Annotated in this window: 19 protein-coding genes and 1 pseudogene; 2 read left to right on the top strand and 18 right to left on the bottom strand. The window is 71.7% G+C overall.

The features are described 5' to 3' along the window. Positions 1–38: 38 nt before the first annotated feature. From IE219_RS11735 to IE219_RS11680, 12 genes are all read right to left on the bottom strand, one after another. Positions 39–2,867 carry a DEAD/DEAH box helicase gene (locus tag IE219_RS11735; RefSeq protein WP_189976584.1) on the bottom strand — a complete coding sequence of 943 codons (2,829 nt, stop codon included), beginning with the start codon at positions 2,865–2,867 and terminating at the stop codon, positions 39–41. 44 nt (positions 2,868–2,911) lie between these two features. After that, positions 2,912–3,829: a diacylglycerol kinase gene (locus tag IE219_RS11730; protein WP_189976583.1), complete on the bottom strand. Its 918-nt coding sequence runs from the start codon at positions 3,827–3,829 to the stop codon at positions 2,912–2,914. Positions 3,830–3,923: 94 nt separating this feature from the next. Further along, on the bottom strand, positions 3,924–4,853 hold the full coding sequence (gene tatC, locus IE219_RS11725) for a twin-arginine translocase subunit TatC (RefSeq protein WP_506004925.1): 930 nt from the start codon (positions 4,851–4,853) through the stop codon (positions 3,924–3,926). Positions 4,854–4,915: 62 nt separating this feature from the next. Beyond that, positions 4,916–5,206 (bottom strand): Sec-independent protein translocase subunit TatA, encoded by a 291-nt coding sequence (tatA, locus tag IE219_RS11720; RefSeq protein WP_189976803.1) that lies wholly within the window; start codon positions 5,204–5,206, stop codon positions 4,916–4,918. 186 nt (positions 5,207–5,392) lie between these two features. Continuing rightward, entirely contained in the window at positions 5,393–5,590 is a 198-nt protein-coding gene (locus tag IE219_RS11715; protein WP_189976582.1) for a hypothetical protein, read from the bottom strand. 35 nt (positions 5,591–5,625) lie between these two features. Continuing rightward, complete coding sequence (locus IE219_RS11710; protein ID WP_189976581.1) at positions 5,626–5,877, bottom strand: CpXC domain-containing protein; 252 nt, start codon at positions 5,875–5,877, stop codon at positions 5,626–5,628. Positions 5,878–6,061: 184 nt separating this feature from the next. Beyond that, positions 6,062–7,015, bottom strand: coding sequence for a helix-turn-helix transcriptional regulator (locus IE219_RS11705; RefSeq protein WP_189976580.1), 954 nt, complete (start codon positions 7,013–7,015; stop codon positions 6,062–6,064). A 16-nt stretch (positions 7,016–7,031) separates the two neighbouring features. Continuing rightward, complete coding sequence (locus tag IE219_RS11700) at positions 7,032–7,988, bottom strand: helix-turn-helix transcriptional regulator (RefSeq protein ID WP_189976579.1); 957 nt, start codon at positions 7,986–7,988, stop codon at positions 7,032–7,034. 128 nt (positions 7,989–8,116) lie between these two features. Continuing rightward, a complete protein-coding gene (locus tag IE219_RS11695) occupies positions 8,117–8,497 on the bottom strand; it encodes an FKBP-type peptidyl-prolyl cis-trans isomerase (RefSeq protein ID WP_189976578.1) in 381 nt (126 codons plus the stop codon). 94 nt (positions 8,498–8,591) lie between these two features. Further along, the gene (locus IE219_RS11690) at positions 8,592–9,530 is read right to left on the bottom strand and encodes an FKBP-type peptidyl-prolyl cis-trans isomerase (RefSeq protein ID WP_189976577.1); all 939 of its coding nucleotides are present in this window, start codon (positions 9,528–9,530) and stop codon (positions 8,592–8,594) included. Between the two features lie 118 nt (positions 9,531–9,648). After that, positions 9,649–11,010 (bottom strand): Pup--protein ligase, encoded by a 1,362-nt coding sequence (gene pafA, locus IE219_RS11685; RefSeq protein WP_189976576.1) that lies wholly within the window; start codon positions 11,008–11,010, stop codon positions 9,649–9,651. Positions 11,011–11,079: 69 nt separating this feature from the next. After that, a complete protein-coding gene (locus IE219_RS11680; protein ID WP_189976575.1) occupies positions 11,080–12,351 on the bottom strand; it encodes an MFS transporter in 1,272 nt (423 codons plus the stop codon). 166 nt (positions 12,352–12,517) lie between these two features. On the opposite strand from IE219_RS11680, the gene IE219_RS11675 reads away from it, so the two are divergent. Beyond that, complete coding sequence (locus tag IE219_RS11675) at positions 12,518–13,537, top strand: LacI family DNA-binding transcriptional regulator (protein WP_229849724.1); 1,020 nt, start codon at positions 12,518–12,520, stop codon at positions 13,535–13,537. Positions 13,538–13,639: 102 nt separating this feature from the next. Here the strand turns inward: IE219_RS11675 and prcA are convergent, their stop codons facing one another. The 6 genes and pseudogenes from prcA to arc all read right to left on the bottom strand — a co-directional run bounded on the left by prcA (position 13,640) and on the right by arc (position 19,410). Then, positions 13,640–14,398 carry a proteasome subunit alpha gene (prcA, locus tag IE219_RS11670; RefSeq protein WP_189976574.1) on the bottom strand — a complete coding sequence of 253 codons (759 nt, stop codon included), beginning with the start codon at positions 14,396–14,398 and terminating at the stop codon, positions 13,640–13,642. A gap of 46 nt (positions 14,399–14,444) precedes the next feature. Continuing rightward, on the bottom strand, positions 14,445–15,284 hold the full coding sequence (gene prcB, locus IE219_RS11665) for a proteasome subunit beta (protein ID WP_189976573.1): 840 nt from the start codon (positions 15,282–15,284) through the stop codon (positions 14,445–14,447). Beyond that, positions 15,236–15,415 (bottom strand): annotated as a pseudogene (locus IE219_RS31685) (endonuclease domain-containing protein); the annotation flags it as partial. The pseudogene IE219_RS31685 and the gene prcB, both read right to left, overlap by 49 nt. A 154-nt stretch (positions 15,416–15,569) precedes the next feature. Beyond that, positions 15,570–15,782 (bottom strand): ubiquitin-like protein Pup, encoded by a 213-nt coding sequence (locus IE219_RS11655; protein WP_189976572.1) that lies wholly within the window; start codon positions 15,780–15,782, stop codon positions 15,570–15,572. Between the two features lie 167 nt (positions 15,783–15,949). Next, positions 15,950–17,461, bottom strand: a complete 1,512-nt coding sequence (dop, locus tag IE219_RS11650) for a depupylase/deamidase Dop (RefSeq protein WP_189976571.1) — start codon at positions 17,459–17,461, stop codon at positions 15,950–15,952. Positions 17,462–17,643: 182 nt separating this feature from the next. Then, complete coding sequence (gene arc / locus IE219_RS11645) at positions 17,644–19,410, bottom strand: proteasome ATPase (protein WP_189976570.1); 1,767 nt, start codon at positions 19,408–19,410, stop codon at positions 17,644–17,646. Positions 19,411–19,651: 241 nt separating this feature from the next. Here arc and IE219_RS11640 point away from each other — a divergent pair, with 241 nt between their 5' ends. Next, positions 19,652–19,963 (top strand): ferredoxin, encoded by a 312-nt coding sequence (locus tag IE219_RS11640; protein ID WP_189976569.1) that lies wholly within the window; start codon positions 19,652–19,654, stop codon positions 19,961–19,963.

Below are 19,963 nucleotides of genomic sequence, written 5' to 3'. Positions count from 1 at the left end.
CCCCGGTCCCGGAGGAGCCGGTCGTGCCGTCTTCCGCGTCAGCCCACCGAGCTGTACGCCACCACGCCCCGCAGCAGTGCCTCCACGGCCTTGCGGGCGTTCTTGGCGACCGTACTGCCCTCCCGGGGCGCGGCCGCCGCGATCTGTCCGAGGACGTCGATGACCTGCTTGCACCAGCGGACGAAGTCACCGGCGGGCATGTCGGCCTCGCGCAGCACCTCGTCGAGGCTCTTGTCGGAGGCCCACTGGTGGGCGGCCCAGGCGAAGCCGAGGTCGGGCTCGCGCTGGCCGACGCCCTCCGCCTGGTTGATCTTGAAGTCCTCTTCCAGGGCGTCGAGCCGGCCCCAGATGCGGACCATCTCGCCGAGTGCCGCCTTGGCCTTGCCGCCGGGCACCTTGGGCGCCACGGCGTCGTCGGCCTGCCGCGCCTCGTAGACGAGGGCGGAGACGCAGGCGGCGAGTTCGGCCGGGGAGAGTCCTTCCCAGACGCCTTCGCGCAGGCACTCGCTGGCGAGCAGGTCGAGTTCGCCGTAGAGGCGGGCGAGCCGCTTGCCGTTGTCGGTGACCTCGTCGCCGCGCAGGTAGTCGAGTTCGGTGAGGAGCGCGACGATCCGGTCGAAGGTGCGGGCGATGGTGTTGGTCCGGCCCTCGATGCGCCGCTCCAGCTGCTTGGTGTCGCGCTGGAGCCGGTGGTACCGCTCGGCCCAGCGGGCGTGGTCCTCGCGCTCGTCGCAGCCGTGGCAGGGGTGGGCGCGGATGGCGGTCCGCAGCCGGGCGATCTCGCGGTCGTCGGCGGCGCCGGAGCGCTGTTTGCGGTGCCGGCCCGGGTCGATGTGCCCGGCCTTGGAGCGCAGGGCGGAGGCGAGGTCGCGGCGGGACTGCGGGGAGCGCGGGTTGAAGCTCTTGGGGACGCGCATCCGCTCCAGGGCTTCGACCGGGACGGGGAAGTCGATGGAGGCGAGCCGCTTGACCTGGCGCTCGGCGGTGAGGACGAGGGGCCGGGGGCCGTCGTGGTGCTCGAAGCCCCGGTGGCCGTTGGTGCGGCCGGCCGGGATGCCGGGGTCGAGGACGAGGGCGAGTCCGGCGAACTTGCCGGTCGGCACGTGGATGATGTCGCCGGGCTTGAGCTTCTCCAGGGAGGCGGCGGCCTGGGCGCGCCGCTGGGCGGCGCCCTGCTTGGCGAGTTCGGTCTCGCGGTCCTTGAGGTCGCGGCGGAGCCCGGCGTACTCCTCGAAGTCGCCGAGGTGGCAGGTCATGCCCTCGCGGTAGCCCTCCAGCCCTTCCTCGTTGCGCTGGACCTGGCGGGAGATGCCGACGACGGAGCGGTCCGCCTGGAACTGGGCGAAGGAGGTTTCGAGCAGTTCGCGGGAGCGGTGCCGGCCGAACTGGTCGACCAGGTTGACCGCCATGTTGTACGAGGGGCGGAAGCTGGAGCGCAGCGGGTAGGTGCGGGTGCCGGCGAGGCCGGCGAGGTGGCCGGGGTCGAGGCCGCGCTGCCAGAGGACGACGGCGTGGCCCTCGACGTCGATGCCCCGGCGGCCGGCGCGGCCGGTGAGCTGGGTGTACTCGCCGGGAGTGATGTCGGCGTGCTGCTCGCCGTTCCACTTGACGAGCTTCTCCAGGACGACCGAGCGGGCGGGCATGTTGATGCCGAGGGCGAGGGTCTCGGTGGCGAAGACGGCCTTGACGAGGCCGCGGACGAACAGCTCCTCGACGATCTCCTTGAAGCGGGGGAGCATGCCGGCGTGGTGGGCGGCGATGCCGCGCTCCAGCCCTTCGAGCCATTCGTAGTAGCCGAGGACGTGGAGGTCCTCGTCGGGGATGGCGGCGGTGCGCTCCTCGACGATCTCGCGGACCCGGAGGCGGGCCGCGTCGTCGTTGAGCCGCAGGCCGGCGTGGAGGCACTGCTGGACGGCGGCCTCGCAGGCGGCGCGGCTGAAGATGAAGGTGATGGCGGGGAGCAGGCCCTCGGCGTCGAGGCGCTCGATGACCTCGGGGCGGCCGGGGGTCCAGATGCGGGAGCGCTGGCGGCGCTCGCGCTCGCGGTCGGCCTCGCGGACCATCTTGCCACGGCGGCGGTCGCGCGGGTTGTAGGTGCGCGAGTTCTCGGTGTGGGCGAGGCGGAGGAGGTCGGGGTTGACCTCGCGGCGGCCGGAGCCGCGGCCCCCGTGGTCGGTCTCCTCCTCGAAGAGGTCGTACATCCGCCGTCCGGCGAGGACGTGCTGCCAGAGCGGGACGGGCCGGCTCTCGGAGACGATGACCTCGGTGTCGCCGCGGACGGTGTCGAGCCAGTCGCCGAACTCCTCGGCGTTGGAGACGGTCGCGGAGAGGGAGACCAGGGTGACCGACGCGGGGAGGTGGATGATCACTTCCTCCCAGACGGCGCCCCGGAAGCGGTCGGAGAGGTAGTGGACCTCGTCCATGACCACGTAGCCGAGGCCGGAGAGGGCCTGGGATCCCGCGTAGAGCATGTTGCGGAGGACCTCGGTGGTCATGACGACGATCGGGGCGTCGCCGTTGACGCTGTTGTCCCCGGTGAGGAGGCCGACCTTGTCGGCGCCGTACCGCTTGACGAGGTCGGCGTACTTCTGGTTGGACAGCGCCTTGATGGGTGTCGTGTAGAAGCACTTGCGGCCCTGGGTGAGGGCGAGGTGGACGGCGAACTCGCCGACGATGGTCTTGCCGGAGCCCGTGGGGGCGGCGACGAGCACGCCCTTGCCCGCTTCGAGGGCCTGGCACGCCTCGATCTGGAAGGGGTCCAGACCGAACTCGTACAGGTCGCGGAAGGGGGCCAGCGCGGTGGCCTGCTCTGCGTTGCGCGCGCGGGCGGCGGCGTACGCCTCGGCTGGGGTGAGGTCCTCTGTCATCTTGTCTTCGAGCCTACCCGCCCCCTCCGACAGTGACGCGATCTTTATGAAGGGGATGCCGGGGGCGCGAGGACGCGCAGCGCGCCGGGGACGCACTCGACGGTGAGGGGCAGCGGGCCGAGGGGTTCGCCGTCCGCGTAGCCGGTGGTGGCGGGCGCGTCGAGGGTGACGGAGCGGACGCGGTGGGTGGTGACGGCGGGGTGGTCGAGGTGGGTGCCCCGGTAGACGCGGGGGAAGACCTTGAGGAGGGTGGCGCGGTCGACGTCGCCGACGACGGTGACGTCGAGGAGTCCGTCGTCGGGGCGGGCGTCGGCGCAGATCCGCATGCCGCCGCCGTAGGAGGTGCCGTTGCCGACGGCGACGAGGGTGGCGGGGGTCTCGACGGTGCGTCCGCCGTCGAGGACGAGGCGGTAGGGGACGGCCTTGAAGGCGGCGAGTTCGGCGAGGATCGCGAGGTCGTACTTGAACCGTCCGGCGGGCAGCCGCATCCGGTTGCCCCGGTCGTTGACGCGGGAGTCGAAGCCGGAGGCGAGGACGGTGCCGTACCAGCGGGGGCCGGTGGGGGTGGTGACGCGGCCGAGGTCGACGGTCCGGGGGCCGTCGCCCTTGAGGAGGGCGGCGGTGAGGCGGGCCGCGGCGGCCGGGGCGCGGACGGGCAGGCCGAGGGTGCGGGCGAAGTCGTTGCCGGTGCCGACGGCGACGACGCCGAGGGGTGTGGGGGTGCCGGCGACGGCCTGGAGGGCGAGGGAGACGAGTCCGTCGCCGCCGACGGCGACGAGGGCGCCGGTGCCGGCGTCGACGGCTTCGCGGGCGCGGCGCAGGGCGTCGGCGGCGTCGAGGCCGAGGACGGTGCGGACGCGGTGGCCGGCTTCCCTGAGGGCGTCGGCGGCGGGCCGGGCGGCGCGGGCACCCCGGCCGCGGCCCGCGGTGGGGTTGACGAAGAGTGTGATGTCGCTGGACATGGCGGGGTCCCCCCGGACGGTGTCTGGGGGGACCCTACAAGACCGGCCCGTCGGACCGTAACCGGTGGTTCGTGCCGGTCACGGCGGTGGCGGCTCAGGTGATGTCGTCGTATCCGCCCGTGCGGTGGGCACGGGCCCCGTCGGAGTCGCCGGTGGCCTGCTCGGGCAGGGGACGGGCGGCGGGGACGGGCTCGGGGGTGAGGTCGAGCGACGAGGCCTCGTCGTCGGAGAGCTCGGCGTCGGGGTTGTTGCGGTCCCGTCGCCGGTCGTTGAGGAGGGAGAAGCCGACGGCGGCGAGGTAGAGCAGGGTGATCGGCCCGGCGAGGGCGATCATGCCGACGGGGTCGGTGGTGGGGGTGATGACGGCGCCGAAGACGAAGACGCCCATGATCACTCCGCGCCACCAGCGGGCCATGCGGCGGCCGCTGAGGACTCCGGTGAGGTTCAGCATGACGAGCACGAGCGGCAGCTCGAAGGCGAGGCCGAAGACCAGCACCATGCGCAGGGTGAAGTCGAGGACGTCACCGAGCGAGAGGATGTTGGCGGAGCCCTCGGGCGTGAGGCTGATGAGGACCTTCACGCTGATGGGCAGGATGAGGTACGCCAGGTAGGCGCCGGCTCCGAAGAGGGGCACGGCGGCCGCGACGAAGGCGTACGTGTACTTCTTCTCCTTCTTGTGCAGTCCGGGCGCGACGAAGGCCCAGAGCTGGTACAGCCAGACGGGGCTGGCGACGACCAGACCGGTCGTGAGCGAGACCTGGATGGTCGTGCTGAAGGGGGCCATCAGCGTGTTGAAGGAGACGATGGCGCAGTTTCCGCCGTTGCTGATGGTGCCGTTGGTGCAGGTGGGCACCGACTTGGTCAGGAACTGCATGAGCTCCTCGCTGTACACGAGGGCCACTATGGTGACCGCGGCGATGGCCAGGATGCCCTTCGCCAGGCGGTTGCGGAGTTCACGCAGGTGCTCCACGAGGGGCATCCGGCCCTCGGGGTCCTTCTCCTGCTTGCGGGCGGACTTGAGCAACCCACGTCCTCATCTCGGTGCGGCAGCCGCCGCCGGCTCGCGGCGGCCGCGGCGGGGGCGGGTCAGCGCTTGGTGGTGTCCGTGGGCTCGGCCACGGGGCGCGAGCTGGTGACGTCGCCGGGGGCGGCCTGGATGGTCCGGGGGGCGGCGGTCTGCTGCTCCGGCGCGGCGGGCTGCGGCGGGTCGGCGGGGGCGCTCTGCTGGTCCTCGGCCTTCATCGCCTTGGCCTCGCTCTTGAGGATGCGGGCGGACTTGCCCAGCGAGCGCGCCATGTCCGGGAGCTTCTTGGCACCGAACAGCAGGATGACGACGACGAGGATGAGAATGATCTCGGTGGGGCCGAGCCTACCCATAGCTTTTACCTTCTTCACCGAGGCGACAGTGGTGTGCGTGCCCGGCCGGTCGGACATGCGTCCGGCCACCGCGCTGCCTGCGATCGTAACCCGCACGAGTAAACGCGGGGCAATGCCCGTGCGTACTCCCGCTTGCGTCCGAGGGTGCCCGACCCGGGGGACCCGGTGCGGGACCCGACACGCGACTCAGGGCAGGGAACGGCCGGTTCGGGCCAGTCCGCCGGCCGCGGTCTCCAGTTCTTCGGCGGCGCGCTGGATCCGTTCTGTGGTGACGGCCACTTGGCGGCCGAGGCGCCGGACCTCCAGGAACACCCGGACGGCGAGGGTGCCGAGGACGGCGAGGCCGAGGAAGCCGAGGGCGATGGCGAGCATGGGCCAGAACATGTGCCGAGCCTAGCCTTTGGCCGGTACGGCGCGGTTCAGGCGGTGGTGTGGAGGCGGAGGGTGCGGACGCCGCCGCCGGTGAGGAGTTCGACGATGCGGTCTCCGGCGGGCTTGCGGACGGCGCTGCCGCACTCGGGGCAGGTAAAGGAGTAGAAGGTGGTGCGGCGGCTGGCTCCGATGGCCAGGCGCAGGGCGCCGGCGGTGAGTTCGAAGCGGCGGCGGCAGTCGGGGCAGGCCGCTTTGAAGAGGACCGGGGCCACCGTCGCCATACCGGGCATCACGGACATTTCCCTCAACTCTCTCTGCTCCGGGCCTTGCCGGACCCCGCGGGGTCCGGCCGGATGCTCCCGGGCGGGACCCGCGGTGTCCGTGGGTACGTCATGAACAGCGCCGCCCGCGCCGCGGGCGTCACACCCGGCCGCGCCCGCTCCCCCGCGCGAGGGAGCGGTCCGGCGGCCGTACGGGATCGGCTCAGGCCTCCTCGTACGCGGCGAGCGCGGCGGCCGCGGCCGTCCGGGCGCTGTCGGCGAGCCCGGTCGGCGAGACGATCCGGCCGTCGCGGCCGAGCCGCAGCGCGAGCCGCCGCAGCGAGGCCGGGTCGGGGGTGCGCAGGGTGATCCGCAGTCCGCCGCCGGGCAGCTCCTCGGCCCGGTCGTGCGGGTAGTACTCGGCGACCCAGCGGCCGCCGGGCTCCACCTCGACCACCACCTCCGGGTCGTCCGCCGACGGCTGGACCAGCCCCTCGGAGAGGTCGCGCAGCTCCAGCTCCGGCGGGGCGGCGGCCTCGTCCAGGATGCGGATCTCGGCGACCCGGTCGAGGCGGAAGGTGCGGCGCGCCTCGGAGAGCCGGCACCACGCCTCCATGTAGGTGTGGCCGACGGCGAAGAGGCGGATGGGGTCGACCTCGCGCTCGGTCAGCTCGTCGCGGGCCGGCGAGTAGTAGCGGACCCAGAGCCTGCGGCGCTCGGAGATGGCCCGGTCCACCTCGGCGAAGACGCCGCCCTCGGCCTCGAAGGTGACCGAGAGGCGGGCGCTCGCGCCGGCCGCCTCGCCCGCGGCGGCCTCCAGCTTGGCGGTGGCCCGGACCAGCGCGTCCCGGTCGCCCTCGCGCAGCCCGGGGAGGGTGGCGACGGCGCGGGCGGCGACGAGCAGCGCGGTGGCCTCGTCGGCGGCGAGCCGCAGCGGCTCGGCGACGTCGTCGGGGTTGTGCCACCAGATCCGGTCGCCGTCGGTGTCGATGTCGAGCAGGTCGCCGCCCCGGAAGCTGGTGCCGCACATGGGCAGCACGTCGAGGTCGGAGATCAGCTCGTCCTCGGTGATGCCGAAGGCGCGGGCCACGTCGGCGACGTGGGCGCCGGGGCGCTCGCGGAGGTAGGTGACGAGGGAGAGCATCCGCCTCGTCTGGTCGATCGCGTTGGCAGCCATGCGGTCCGTCTTCCCCTCAGCCCTTGGCGACGGCGCGCAGCCGCTCCACCACGCCGGCCCGCAGGTCGGCCGGTTCCAGTACGACGACGTCGGGGCCGAACTCGACCAGCCAGGCGTCGAGGCCGTGCCCGTACGGGATCTCCAGCTCGTCCCAGCCGTCGGCGCCCTCGCTGGTCTCGGTGGCGCGGGCCCGCAGCGGGTAGCCGCAGCCGGTCCGCAGCCGGATGCGGGCGGAGCGGGTGGCGGTCTCGCCGGCCCAGCTCTCCACCGTCTCGCGGACGGTGACGGCGTCGGGCACGGGCGCGGTGAAGGCGCCGGCCCGGGAGCGGACCCGGCCGGAGATGCGGGAGAGGCGGAAGACCCGCTCGGCGCCGCGGTCGCGGTCCCAGCCGGCCAGGTACCAGTGGCCGCGCCAGCACTCCAGGGTCCAGGGCTCGACGTGCCTCGGCTCGGGGCGGGCCGCGTTGGACTTGTGGTAGTCGAAGACGACGGGGCGGCGGTCGCGGCAGGCCAGCATGAGCGGCTCGAAGGCGGCCTCCCGGACGGGGATGCGCGGTTCGAGGGCGCTGGGCTGGAGGTCGTACGCGTCCTCCGCCTCGGGCATGCCGGCGGCGCGCAGCTTCTGGAGGGCGCCGCTGGCGGCGCCGGCGAGCCGGGCCTGCTGCCAGACCTTGGCGGCCAGGCCGAGGGCGGCGGCCTCCTCGGCGTCGAGGGTGATCGGCGGGAGGCGGTTGGAGTCGCGGCGGGCGAGGTAGCCGATCTCGCCGTCGAGGTTCTCCACGGTCTCGATCACGAGGCCCAGCTCGCGGAGGTCGTCCTTGTCACGCTCGAACATGCGGTTGAAGGCTTCGTCGCCGCTGGCCTCCAGATAGGCCTCGATCGAGCCGCGCAGTTCGCGCTTGCTCAGCGCGCGGCGCGTCCCGAGCAGGCACAGCGCGAGATTCATGAGCCGCTCGGCCTTGGCAATCGCCATGGACGCCTTGCACCCTCTTCCCCGGTTCCGTTCTCGGACGTCCGACCGTACCGCCCCGGGGTGTCCGGACAAAAGCCGAGGGCCCCCGCCGCGGAGGCGGGGGCCCTCGGCCGGTGCGTGGGGCCCGGTCAGGGCTTCTTCACGGCCACCAGGTCGCAGACGAAGATCAGCGTCTCGCCGGGACCGATCTTGCCGCCCGCGCCCTGGTCGCCGTAGGCGAGGTGGGCGGGGATGACGAGCTGGCGGCGACCGCCGACCTTCATGCCCTGGACGCCCCGGTCCCAGCCCTGGATGACCATGCCGACGCCGAGCTGGAAGTCGAGCGGACCGCCGCGGTTCCAGGAGGCGTCGAACTCCTCGCCGGAGTCGAAGGAGACACCGACGTAGTGGACCTTGACGAGGTCACCGGCGGCGGCGGTCTCGCCGTCGCCCTCCCAGATGTCCTTGATCTCCAGGTCGGCCGGCGGCTCGCCGCCCGGGAAGTCGACCTCGGGCTTCTCGATGCTCACTGCTGTGTGCTCCTCATAGCGATGAACCGCGCGGACGACGGTCCGCGCGACCCCGACAACCTACCGTGCGGCGGTGCGGGGCGCGCGGTGACCGCTACTGCTTGGCCAGGATGTCGACGGTGAAGACGAGGGTCGAGTTCGCCGGGATCGGACCCTGCGCCTGGTCGCCGTAGCCGTCGGCCGGCGGGACGACGAGCAGCACGCGGCTGCCGACCTTCTTGCCCTCCAGGCCCTTGCTCCAGCCCTGGATGACACCGGCGAGCTGGAAGGTGGCGGGGGCGCCGCGGTCGTACGAGCTGTCGAACTTCTTGCCGTCCTTCCAGAGCACGCCCTGGTACTGGACGGTCAGGGTGTCGGTGGCCTTGACCGCCTCGCCCTTGCCCTCGATGACGTAGTTCGAGACGAGCGCCTTCGGCGGGTCGTTCTTGGGCACGGTCAGCGACGGGGCCTTGCCGTCGGTGTTGGTGCCGACCTTGGGCAGCTTGGCGTCGGTCTGCGGGACCTCGGTGCCCTCGGCGGACTTCGGGACCGTGGTCGCCTTCAGGATGTCGACGACGAAGACGAGGGTGGCGCCGCCCTTGATGCTCGGGGGCGAGCCCTGCTCGCCGTAGCCGAGCTCCGGCGGGATGCCGATCTCGACGCGGCTGCCGACCTTCTGGCCCTTCAGCCCCTGGTCCCAGCCCTTGATGACCTGGCCGGCGCCGAGGGTGAGGGTGAACGGCTCCTTCTTGTCGAAGCTGTTGTCGAAGGGGGTCGTCGAGTCCCAGGTCTGACCCAGGTAGTTGACCTGGAGGGCGTCGCCGTCCTTGGTCACCGGGCCGTCGCCCTCGCTGATGACGTTGACCTTGAGGTCCTTCGGCGGGTCGCCCTCGCCCTTGGCCAGGGTGGGCTTCTCCCCGAACTTCGCGCCCGCGGTGATGGCGGGCAGCCCGTTGGTCATCGAGGCGTTATCGGAGCCCTTGTCTTCGCTGCCGCACGCCGCTGTGGAGAGCAGCAGCAGCGGGACGACGATAAGGCCGGCAAGTCGGCGCACGTGTTCCTCAGATCTCAGACGGCACAGTAGTTGTCCCGACACTCTAGGGGACCCGCCCGTGACGTCCAGGGCCCCGCACGCCGTGCGCGCGGGGCCCCGATCCGATCGTGCGACCGTCCTACATACCGGCGATCAGCTTCTCCACCCGGTCGTCCACCGAGCGGAACGGGTCCTTGCACAGGACCGTGCGCTGCGCCTGGTCGTTGAGCTTGAGGTGGACCCAGTCGACCGTGAAGTCCCGGCGCTGCTCCTGGGCGCGGCGGATGAAGTCGCCGCGGAGCCGGGCCCGGGTGGTCTGCGGGGGCACCGACTTGCCCTCGAAGATCTTCACGTCGTTGCAGATCCGGGCCGCCTGCCCGTTCTTCTGGAGCAGGTAGTACAGCCCGCGGCGGCGGTGGATGTCGTGGTACGCGAGGTCTATCTGGGCGACCCGCGGGTTCGACATGGTCATGTTGTGCTTGGCCCGGTACCGCTCGATGAGCTTGTACTTCATCACCCAGTCGATCTCCGTCTGGATGCGGTCCAGTTCCTCCTGCTCGATCGCGTCGAGCGTGCGGCCCCACAGTTCGAGCACCTGGGCGACCGTGCCGGAGCGGATGCCGCGCCGGTCGACGAAGTCAGACGCCTTCTCGTAGTACTCGCGCTGCACCTCCAGCGCCGACGCCTCCCGGCCGCTGGCCAGGCGCACCTTGCGCTGGCCGGTGATGTCGTGGCTGACCTCGCGGATCGCCCGGATCGGGTTCTCCAGGGTCAGGTCGCGCATCACCGTGCCGGCCTCGATCATCCGCAGCACGAGGTCGGTGGCGCCGACCTTGAGCAGCATCGTCGTCTCCGACATGTTCGAGTCGCCGACGATGACGTGGAGCCGGCGGTAGCGCTCCGCGTCGGCGTGCGGCTCGTCCCGGGTGTTGATGATGGGCCGGGAGCGGGTGGTGGCGGAGCTGACGCCCTCCCAGATGTGCTCGGCGCGCTGGGAGACGCAGTAGACGGCACCGCGCGGCGTCTGGAGCACCTTGCCGGCGCCGCAGATCAGCTGACGGGTGACCAGGAAGGGGATGAGGATGTCCGCGAGCCGGGAGAACTCGCCGTGCCGGGCGACGAGGTAGTTCTCGTGGCACCCGTACGAGTTTCCGGCCGAGTCGGTGTTGTTCTTGAAAAGGTAGACGTCGCCCGCGATTCCCTCCTCGTGCAGGCGGCGTTCGGCGTCGACGAGAAGTCCTTCCAGAATGCGCTCGCCGGCCTTGTCGTGGGTGACGAGTTCGATCACGTCGTCACATTCCGGTGTGGCGTATTCCGGATGCGAACCCACGTCGAGGTACAGGCGGGCGCCGTTCCGCAGGAACACATTGCTGCTGCGGCCCCATGACACGACACGGCGGAAGAGGTACCGCGCCACTTCGTCAGGAGACAGTCGGCGCTGTCCCCTGAACGTGCACGTGACGCCGTACTCGTTCTCCAGCCCGAAAATGCGGCGGTCCATGTCTGAACATTACGCCTGACGGCCTGCCCTGAAACCGGGTTGGGCGTTTCCGTTTCGATCATTTTCCGATCAGAGGGCGTTCTTTTCGGTGTGTACGGGGCTCGCGCCGCCCCCGCGGACGGCGTGTCGCGAGCCCTTCCCGGGCGCGTCGGGGTCGCCGAGCACCCGGCCGGTGGCGAGCAGCACCAGCAGGGCGACCAGGCCCCCGACACCCGCCACGGCGAATCCGGCCCGCGTCCCGGCCAGTTCCAGGGCGGGCCCCGCGGCGGCCGAGCCGAGGGCCGCGCCGACCCCGAAGGTGGTCACCAGCCAGGAGAACGCCTCGGTCACCGTGCCCGCCGGGGCGTGCCGGTCCACCACGATGAAGGCGCAGGCCAGGACGGGGGCGAGGAAGACGCCCGCGAGGGCCGCGAGGCCCGTCATGGCGAGCGGCCCGGGGGTGAGGACCAGCGGCAGGTAGCAGACCGCCAGGAGCAGGACCAGGACCCGCAGCCGCCCCTCGGGGGCACCCGTCCACCGGCGGGCGCCGTAGAGGACGCCGCCGAGGAGCGCGCCGAGGCCCAGGGCGGCCATCAGCCAGCCGTAGACGGAGGGGGTGCCGCGCTCGTCCGCGTAGGCCATGGCGGCGACCGTGATGGAGCCCAGGGCCAGGCCGACGAAGAAGAAGGAGCCGAGCAGCGCCAGCAGTCCGGGCGAGCGCAGGGCCCCCAGCCAGTGCGCCTCCCTGGGCGCGGAGCGCCAGGCCCGGGAGGGCTCGGAGAGCACCACGGAGAGGGCGCCGAGGACGCCGAGGGCGTTGACGACCAGGAGGGCGGCGGCGGGCGACCGGACGGCCACCAGGAGGGTCACCAGGAGCGGGCCGACGGTGAACATGACCTCCTGGGCGACCGCGTCCAGGGCGTACGCCCGGTGGACTCGGTCCTCGCGGCCCAGGACGCTCGGCCAGAGGGCGCGCAGCCCGCCCTCCAGGGGCGGGGTGAAGAGTCCGGCGAGGACGACGGCGGCGTAGGCGAGCGGGAGGTTGCCGAGGCCGGTGAGGGCGAAGAGGGCCATGCCGAGGGCGGAGAGGACGGCGGCGGGGAACTGGACGCGCGGCTGGCCCTTGAGGTCGACGGCCCGGCCGAGGAGGGGCTGGCCGATCGCGTTGGCGACGCCGTACGCCGCGACCAGGCCGCCGGCCAGGCTGTAGCTCCCGCCCTGGTCGCGGACGAAGAGGGTCATGGCGATGGGGCCGGTGCCGTTGGGCAGCCGGCCGACCAGGGTGCCGACGAGCAGCCGGAGCGCGTGCGGCGCCCCGAGGATGTCGCGGTAGCCGCCGCGCGCCGTGGCCTCGGTGGCCATGCGGGTCTCCCCTCCGTCGGCCCATGCCGAGGTTTTACGTATAACTTCCGTGGTCATACGTACCATGGCGCCGGGACGGGGGTCCACCCCGCGTTCCGGAAACCCCCGCCCACCGAACGAGAGCGCCCGGCCGCCGGACGGGCGCCGCGCCCCACCCGGAGGCCCCGTGCACACCCCCGAACCGGTCACCGGCGCCCGTCCCACCAGCCGGGACGTGGCCCGCGCCGCCGGGGTCTCGCAGGCCACCGTCTCCCTCGTCCTCGGCGACAAGTGGCGGGGCCGCGTCTCCGAGCGGACCGCCGGCACCGTCCGCGAGGCCGCCCGCGCCCTCGGCTACCGGCCCAACCTCGCCGCCCGCAACCTCCGGCTCGGCCGCACCCGCACCGCCCTGCTCGTCGTCCCCGCCCTCACCAACGAGTTCTTCGCCCACGTGTACACCGGCGCGGCGGCCGTCGCCGCCGACCACGGCTTCGGCGTCGTCCTCTACCCCTCCCCCGACGGCACCGGCCCCGCCCGGGACCCCTTCGCCTCTGCCCAGGCCGCCCTGGACGGCGTCCTCGCCTCCTCCATGGCCACCGAGGCGCTGGCCGCCTTCCGGACCACCGACCTGCCCCTCGTCATGCTCGACAGCGACCCGGCGGCGCCCGGCGCCGCCGCCCACGTCAACCTCGACGTCGCCGAGGGGATGCGCCTGGTCACCACGCACCTCCTGGCCCTCGGCCACCGGAGCTTCCTGCACCTGGCCTCCGCCGCGCCCTCCTGGACCTTCGACGTGCGGGCCGCCGTCCTCGCCGAGGCGCTGGGCGGGTCCGGGGTGCGCACCGTCCGCGCGCCCCTGAACGTCGCCGACGCCCGGGAGGCCGCCGGCCGCGCGCTCGCCGCGCCCGGCCCCCGGCCCACGGCCGTGATCTGCGACGACGACATCCTCGCGGCGGGCGTCTGCAAGGCCGCCCGGCGGCTCGGGCTGCGGGTCCCGGAGGACCTGTCGGTCACCGGCTTCGACGACATGGCCCTCGCCACGGCCGTCGAGCCGGAGCTCACCACGGTCCGGCTGCCCGCCGAGGAGTTCGGCCGCCGGGGCATGGAGGCGCTCCTCGCCGTCCTGGCGGGCGCGCCGCCGCGCCCGGCCGTCCTCCCCGTCGAGCTGGTCCCGCGCGGCTCCACGGCCCCCGCCCCGGCCGCCTGAACCCCACCGGGCGCCCGGCGGGCCCCGGACGTCCGGCGGTGGCGCGTCCGGGCATGCCGGAGGGGCCCGGTCCACCCGGACCGGGCCCCTCCGTGAGCCGTCCTACTCCTCCGTCTCCGGAGCCTCGTCCGACGGCTCGTCCGTCTTCGCCCGCGCCGCGTCGTCCGCCTCCAGGAGACGGACCAGTTGCCGGCCGACGATCCGCTTGAACTTCCGCTGCTGCGGACGCGTCCGGTCCAGGACCGCCACCTCCAGGCGCTCCGCGGGGATCTCCCGCTCGGTGCCGTTGGTGTCCCGGGAGAGCGCCTGCACCGCCAGCTTCAGCGCCTCCGCCAGCGACATCCCGTCCCGGTGCCGCTGGTCCAGGAAGGAGCTGATCTGCTCCGCGTTGCCGCCCACGGCGACCGAGCCGTGCTCGTCGACGATGGAGCCGTCGTGCGGCAGCCGGTAGATCTGGTCGCCGGCCGGCTCGGTGCCGACCTCCGCGACGACCAGCTCCACCTCGTACGGCTTCTCGCCGGCGCTGGAGAAGATCGTGCCCAGCGTCTGCGCGTAGACGTTGGCCAGGCCGCGCGCGGTGACGTCGTCCCGGTCGTAGGTGTAGCCGCGCAGGTCGGCGTAGCGGACGCCGCCGATGCGCAGGTTCTCGTACTCGTTGTACTTGCCGGCGGCGGCGAAGCCGATCCGGTCGTAGATCTCGCTGAACTTGTGCAGGGCCCGCGAGGGGTTCTCGCCGACGAAGACGATGCCGTCGGCGTACTGGAGGACCACGAGGCTGCGGCCGCGCGCGATGCCCTTGCGGGCGTACTCCGCGCGGTCGGCCATGGCCTGCTGGGGTGAGACGTAGAACGGTGTCGACACCGGCGCTCGTCCCTTTCTTCTGGGCTGTGAGGGGGCGACGTGCGGATCAGAGCAGGGCGGCGCGCGGTCCGTCCGGCTGCTCCAGACGCCGCTCGGTGACGGAGCGGGCCAGCGCGGAGGACTCGTCCTCGGTGAGCCTGCGGAAGCCCTCTTCGGTGATGACGGTGACGATCGGGAAGATGCGGCGGGCCAGGTCCGGGCCGCCGGTCGCGGAGTCGTCGTCCGCCGCGTCGTACAGCGCCTGCACGACCAGCGTGGTCGCCTGCTCCTCGGTGAGGTCGCCGCGGTACAGCTTCTTCATGGAGCCGCGGGCGAAGATCGAGCCCGAGCCGGTGGCGGCGTACCCGTGCTCCTCGGAGCGGCCGCCGGTCACGTCGTAGGAGAAGATCCGGCCCTTCTCCCGGCCCTCGTCCCAGCCCGCGAAGAGGGGCACGACGGCCAGGCCCTGCATGGCCATGCCGAGGTTGCCGCGGATCATCGTGGAGAGGCGGTTCGCCTTGCCCTCCAGGGAGAGCGTGGCCCCCTCCACCTTCTCGAAGTGCTCCAGCTCCAACTGGAAGAGCTTGACCATCTCCACGGCGAGACCGGCGGTGCCGGCGATGCCGACCGCGGAGTACTCGTCCGCCGGGAAGACCTTCTCGATGTCGCGCTGCGCGATCATGTTGCCCATGGTGGCGCGCCGGTCGCCCGCGAGGACCACGCCCCCGGGGAAGGTCGCCGCCACGATCGTCGTGCCGTGCGGCGCCTCGACGATCCCCTCCGGAAGCCTCCGGTTGCCCGGGAGGAGGTCCGGCGAGTGCTGGCCGAGGAAGTCGATGAAGGAGGACGAGCCCGGCGTCAGGAAGGCGGCCGGTAGGCGCCCGGTGCGATCAAAATTGGCTTCCACACGGTTCCTTCCACATAAGCGGCTGCACGCCCGATGACGTCCGGCCGATCCTTGAACTGTCCCGGTGCGGCCTCGTGGCCGGAGCACCGTACGCCCCGGACCCTACCCGCCCCGTGATCATGCTCCGCGTGCTCCGCCCGGCGGCCGGGCGGAGGCGGCGGCTCCGCCCCGGGGCCGTCCGGCCCGTCCCGCCCGGCCCCGGTGACGCCGTACGTCCACCGGAGGCGTCCCGTCCGGGGAAGGCCCCCGCGGGCCCGGTCCCCGGCGGAACCGCCCGGGACGCCGCTACTCGCCGCCCTTTTGCACGAAGGACCGCACGAACTCCTCGGCGTTCTCCTCGAGTACGTCGTCGATCTCGTCGAGGACCGAGTCCACGTCCTCGCTGAGCTTCTCCTGGCGCTCCTTGAGGTCGGAGTTCGCCTCCGCGGTCGTCTCCTCGACCTCTTCCGTGGAACGCGTCGCCTTCTGCTGTCCGCCGCCGGTGTCCTTGGTCGCCATTTCCTCACCCCGCTCGAATCGGATCGCTCAGACAGGTGCTGCCGGGTCTCTCAAGATCAGACCCTACAAGCCGGGGCCGACATCGGCCCCGTATTTCCCCAACGTCCGGGCACTGCTTCCATGATTCCCAGGGCCCGTGTATTTCAGGCCCGAATTCCGGTCCCGGATCAGCCGCCGGCGAGGATCCTGACGAGTTCCTCCGCCGTGCGGCAGCGGTCCAGGAGACCGCCCACGTGGGCCTTGGTGCCGCGCAGCGGCTCCAGGGTCGGGACGCGCTGGAGCGAGTCCCGGCCCGGCAGGTCGAAGATCACCGAGTCCCAGGAGGCGGCGGCCACGTCGTCGGCGTACTGCTCCAGGCAGCGGCCCCGGAAGTAGGCCCGGGTGTCCTCCGGAGGGGCCGTCTCGGCGCGCCCCACCTCGGCGTCGTCCAGGAGCCGTTTCATCCGGCCGCGGGCCACCAGGCGGTTGTAGAGCCCCTTGTCGGGCCGCACGTCCGCGTACTGGAGGTCCACCAGGTGCAGCCGGGCCGCGTCCCAGTCGAGGCCGTCGCGGCGGCGGTAGCCCTCCATGAGCTCCCGCTTGGCGATCCAGTCCAGCTCGCCGGCCAGGCTCATCGGGTCGCTCTCCAGCCGGCCCAGGGTGTCCTCCCAGCGGGCCAGCACGTCCTTGGTCTGCTCGTCGGCGTCGGAGCCGTAGCGCTCGTCCACGTACTTCCTGGCCAGCTCGAAGTACTCCATCTGGAGCTGGACCGCGGTGAGCGTCCGGCCGCTGCGGAGCGTGACCAGATGGCGGAGGTCCGGGTCGTGGGAGACGTGGTGCAGGGTGCGGACCGGCTGGTCGACGGCGAGGTCGACGGTGATGAAGCCGTCCTCGATCATGGAGAGGACCAGGGCGGTGGTGCCCAGCTTCAGGTAGGTGGAGATCTCGGAGAGGTTGGCGTCCCCGATGATCACGTGCAGCCGGCGGTACTTCTCGGCGTCGGCGTGCGGTTCGTCGCGGGTGTTGATGATCGGGCGCTTGAGGGTGGTCTCCAGGCCGACCTCGACCTCGAAGTAGTCGGCGCGCTGGCTGATCTGGAAGCCGTCCTCGCGGCCGTCCTGGCCGATGCCGACCCGGCCGGCGCCGGTGACGACCTGGCGGGAGACGAAGAAGGGCGTCAGGTGGCGCACGATGTCCGAGAAGGGGGTCTCCCGCCTCATCAGGTAGTTCTCGTGGGTGCCGTAGGACGCGCCCTTGTTGTCGGTGTTGTTCTTGTAGAGGTGGATCGGCTGGGCGCCGGGGAGCTGGGCGGCGCGCCGGGCGGCCTCGGCCATGATCCGCTCGCCGGCCTTGTCCCAGAGGACGGCGTCGCGCGGATTGGTGACCTCGGGGGCGCTGTACTCGGGGTGGGCGTGGTCCACGTAGAGCCGGGCGCCGTTGGTGAGGATCACGTTGGCGAGGCCGATGTCCTCGTCGGTGAGCTGGCTGGAGTCGGCGACCTCGCGGGCGAGGTCGAAGCCCCGGGCGTCCCGCAGCGGGTTCTCCTCCTCGAAGTCCCAGCGGGCGCGGCGCGCCCGGTGCATCGCCGCGGCGTAGGCGTTGACGATCTGGGACGAGGTGAGCATGGCATTCGCGTTCGGGTGTCCGGGGACGGAGATCCCGTACTCCGTCTCGATGCCCATTACTCGCCGTACGGTCATGCGGCCCTCCTTGCCCGGCGGCGCTCAGTGCGCGACTCGGCGGTACCCAAGAGCCTAGAGCGGCTCCGCGCTGGTGGGGAGATCACTTGCGTCTTTTCCCGGTGGCCCCGGGAGGTTTTTCCGAGCTGAATGCGACGGCTGCGGACGCCCGGTTTCCGGACATCCGCAGCCGGTGTGCGCTTTTACAGGTACTGACCGGTGTTGGCCACCGTGTCGATGGAGCGTCCGGTGTCCGCGCCCTGCTTTCCGGTGACGAGGGTGCGGATGAAGACGATCCGCTCGCCCTTCTTTCCGGAGATGCGGGCCCAGTCGTCCGGGTTGGTGGTGTTGGGCAGGTCCTCGTTCTCCTTGAACTCGTCCACGCACGCCTGGAGGAGGTGGGAGACGCGGATGCCCTTCTGGTCGTGGTCGAGGAATGCCTTGATGGCCATCTTCTTGGCCCGGTCGACGATGTTCTGGATCATCGCGCCGGAGTTGAAGTCCTTGAAGTAGAGGACTTCCTTGTCGCCGTTGGCGTACGTGACTTCGAGGAAGCGGTTCTCCTCGGATTCCGCGTACATCTGCTCGACGACGGACTGGATCATTCCGTGCGCGGCGGCCGCCTTGGAACCGCTGTGCTCGGCGATGTCGTCCGCGTGGAGCGGAAGGTTGGCGGTGAGGTACTTCGCGAAGATGTCCTTCGCCGCCTCGGCGTCCGGACGCTCGATCTTGATCTTCACGTCGAGCCGGCCGGGGCGGAGGATCGCGGGGTCGATCATGTCCTCGCGGTTGGAGGCGCCGATCACGATCACGTTCTCCAGGCCCTCGACGCCGTCGATCTCGGCGAGGAGCTGGGGGACGATGGTGTTCTCCACGTCCGAGCTGACGCCCGATCCGCGGGTGCGGAAGAGGGATTCCATCTCGTCGAAGAAGACGATGACGGGGGTGCCCTCGCTGGCCTTCTCACGGGCCCGCTGGAAGACCAGGCGGATGTGCCGCTCGGTCTCGCCGACGTACTTGTTGAGCAGCTCGGGGCCCTTGATGTTGAGGAAGTAGGACTTCCCCGCGGGCCGGCCGGTGACCTCCGCGACCTTCTTGGCCAGGGAGTTGGCGACGGCCTTGGCGATGAGCGTCTTGCCGCAGCCGGGCGGCCCGTAGAGCAGGATGCCCTTGGGCGGCCTGAGCTCGTGCTCCTTGAACAGGTCGGGGTGGAGGTACGGGAGCTCGACCGCGTCGCGGATCAGCTCGATCTGGTTGCCCAGGCCGCCGATCTTCTCGTAGTCGACGTCCGGGACCTCTTCGAGGACGAGCTCCTCGACCTCGCTCTTGGGGACGACCTCGTAGACGTAGCCGGACCTGGAGTCGAACAGCAGGGCGTCGCCGGGGCGGATGGTCACGTCCAGCAGAGGCTCGGCGAGCCTCACCACCCGCTCCTCGTCGGTGTGCCCGGTCACCAGGGCGCGCTCGCCGTCCTCAAGGATCTCCTTGAGGGTGACGATCTCCCCGGCGCGCTCGAACTCCATGGCCTCGACCACGTTGAGCGCCTCGTTGAGCATGACTTCCTGGCCGCGCCGGAGCTCGTCGAGCTCGACGCCGGGACTCACGTTCACCCGGAGCTTGCGGCCCCCGGTGATGATGTCGCACGTGCCGTCCTCGTTCGCCTGCAGGAAGACACCGAAGCCGGCCGGCGGCTGCGCGAGCCGGTCGACCTCCTCCTTGAGGGCCACGATCTGGTCGCGGGCCTCCCGGAGAGTACTGGCGAGCCGCTCGTTCTGCGCGGACACGCCGGCCAGGTTGGTCTGCAGCTCGACGATCCGCTCTTCGAGAATCCTCGTGTGTCGCGGAGAGTCGGCGAGCTTGCGGCGCAGGACGGCGATTTCCTGCTCGAGATAGGCAACCTGGCCGGCAGGGTCTTCAGACCCCCGCCCCGGCCGGATGCCGCGGTTGATGTCGTCGTCGTGGGCTGCCACGGTCCTCACCTCCTCCAAGGGGAGCTGGACGCATCCTGACCCTACCTGCGTGGGTGGTGATTGAAACCCCTAGATCAAAAAGACTCCGGGGTGTGTCCGATCTTCACCCTTGCGCTTCCCCTTCTCGTCAGGGGAATACCCACCCTTCACGCTCTGAAAGCGGGCGGTTGTATCGTCGTGTGGGGCCAACACCCGCCGGTGGCGGCCCCAATTGTCGGCGGAACAGAAACGGCGGAAGAAGATGAGCGTGCAGCACGAGGCTCCGGCCACGGGTTCCGAGGAGGCCCTGGAGGTCTGGATCGATCAGGACCTGTGCACCGGGGACGGGATCTGCGCGCAGTACGCTCCCGAGGTCTTCGAACTGGACATCGACGGGCTCGCGTATGTGAAGAGCGCGGACGACGAGCTGCTCCAGGAGGCCGGGGCGACGACGCCGGTGCCGCTGCCGCTGCTCCAGGACGTGGTGGACTCGGCGAAGGAGTGCCCGGGGGACTGCATCCACGTGCGGCGGGTCCGGGACCGCGTCGAGGTGTACGGCCCCGACGCGGAGTGA

Origin of the sequence: Streptomyces termitum, from assembly GCF_014650175.1 — a bacterium.
GTDB classification, from domain to species: Bacteria; Actinomycetota; Actinomycetes; order Streptomycetales; family Streptomycetaceae; genus Streptomyces; species Streptomyces termitum.
The sequence above is the reverse complement of the archived record's forward strand: the minus strand, read 5'-3'. Positions and strand labels throughout refer to the sequence as shown.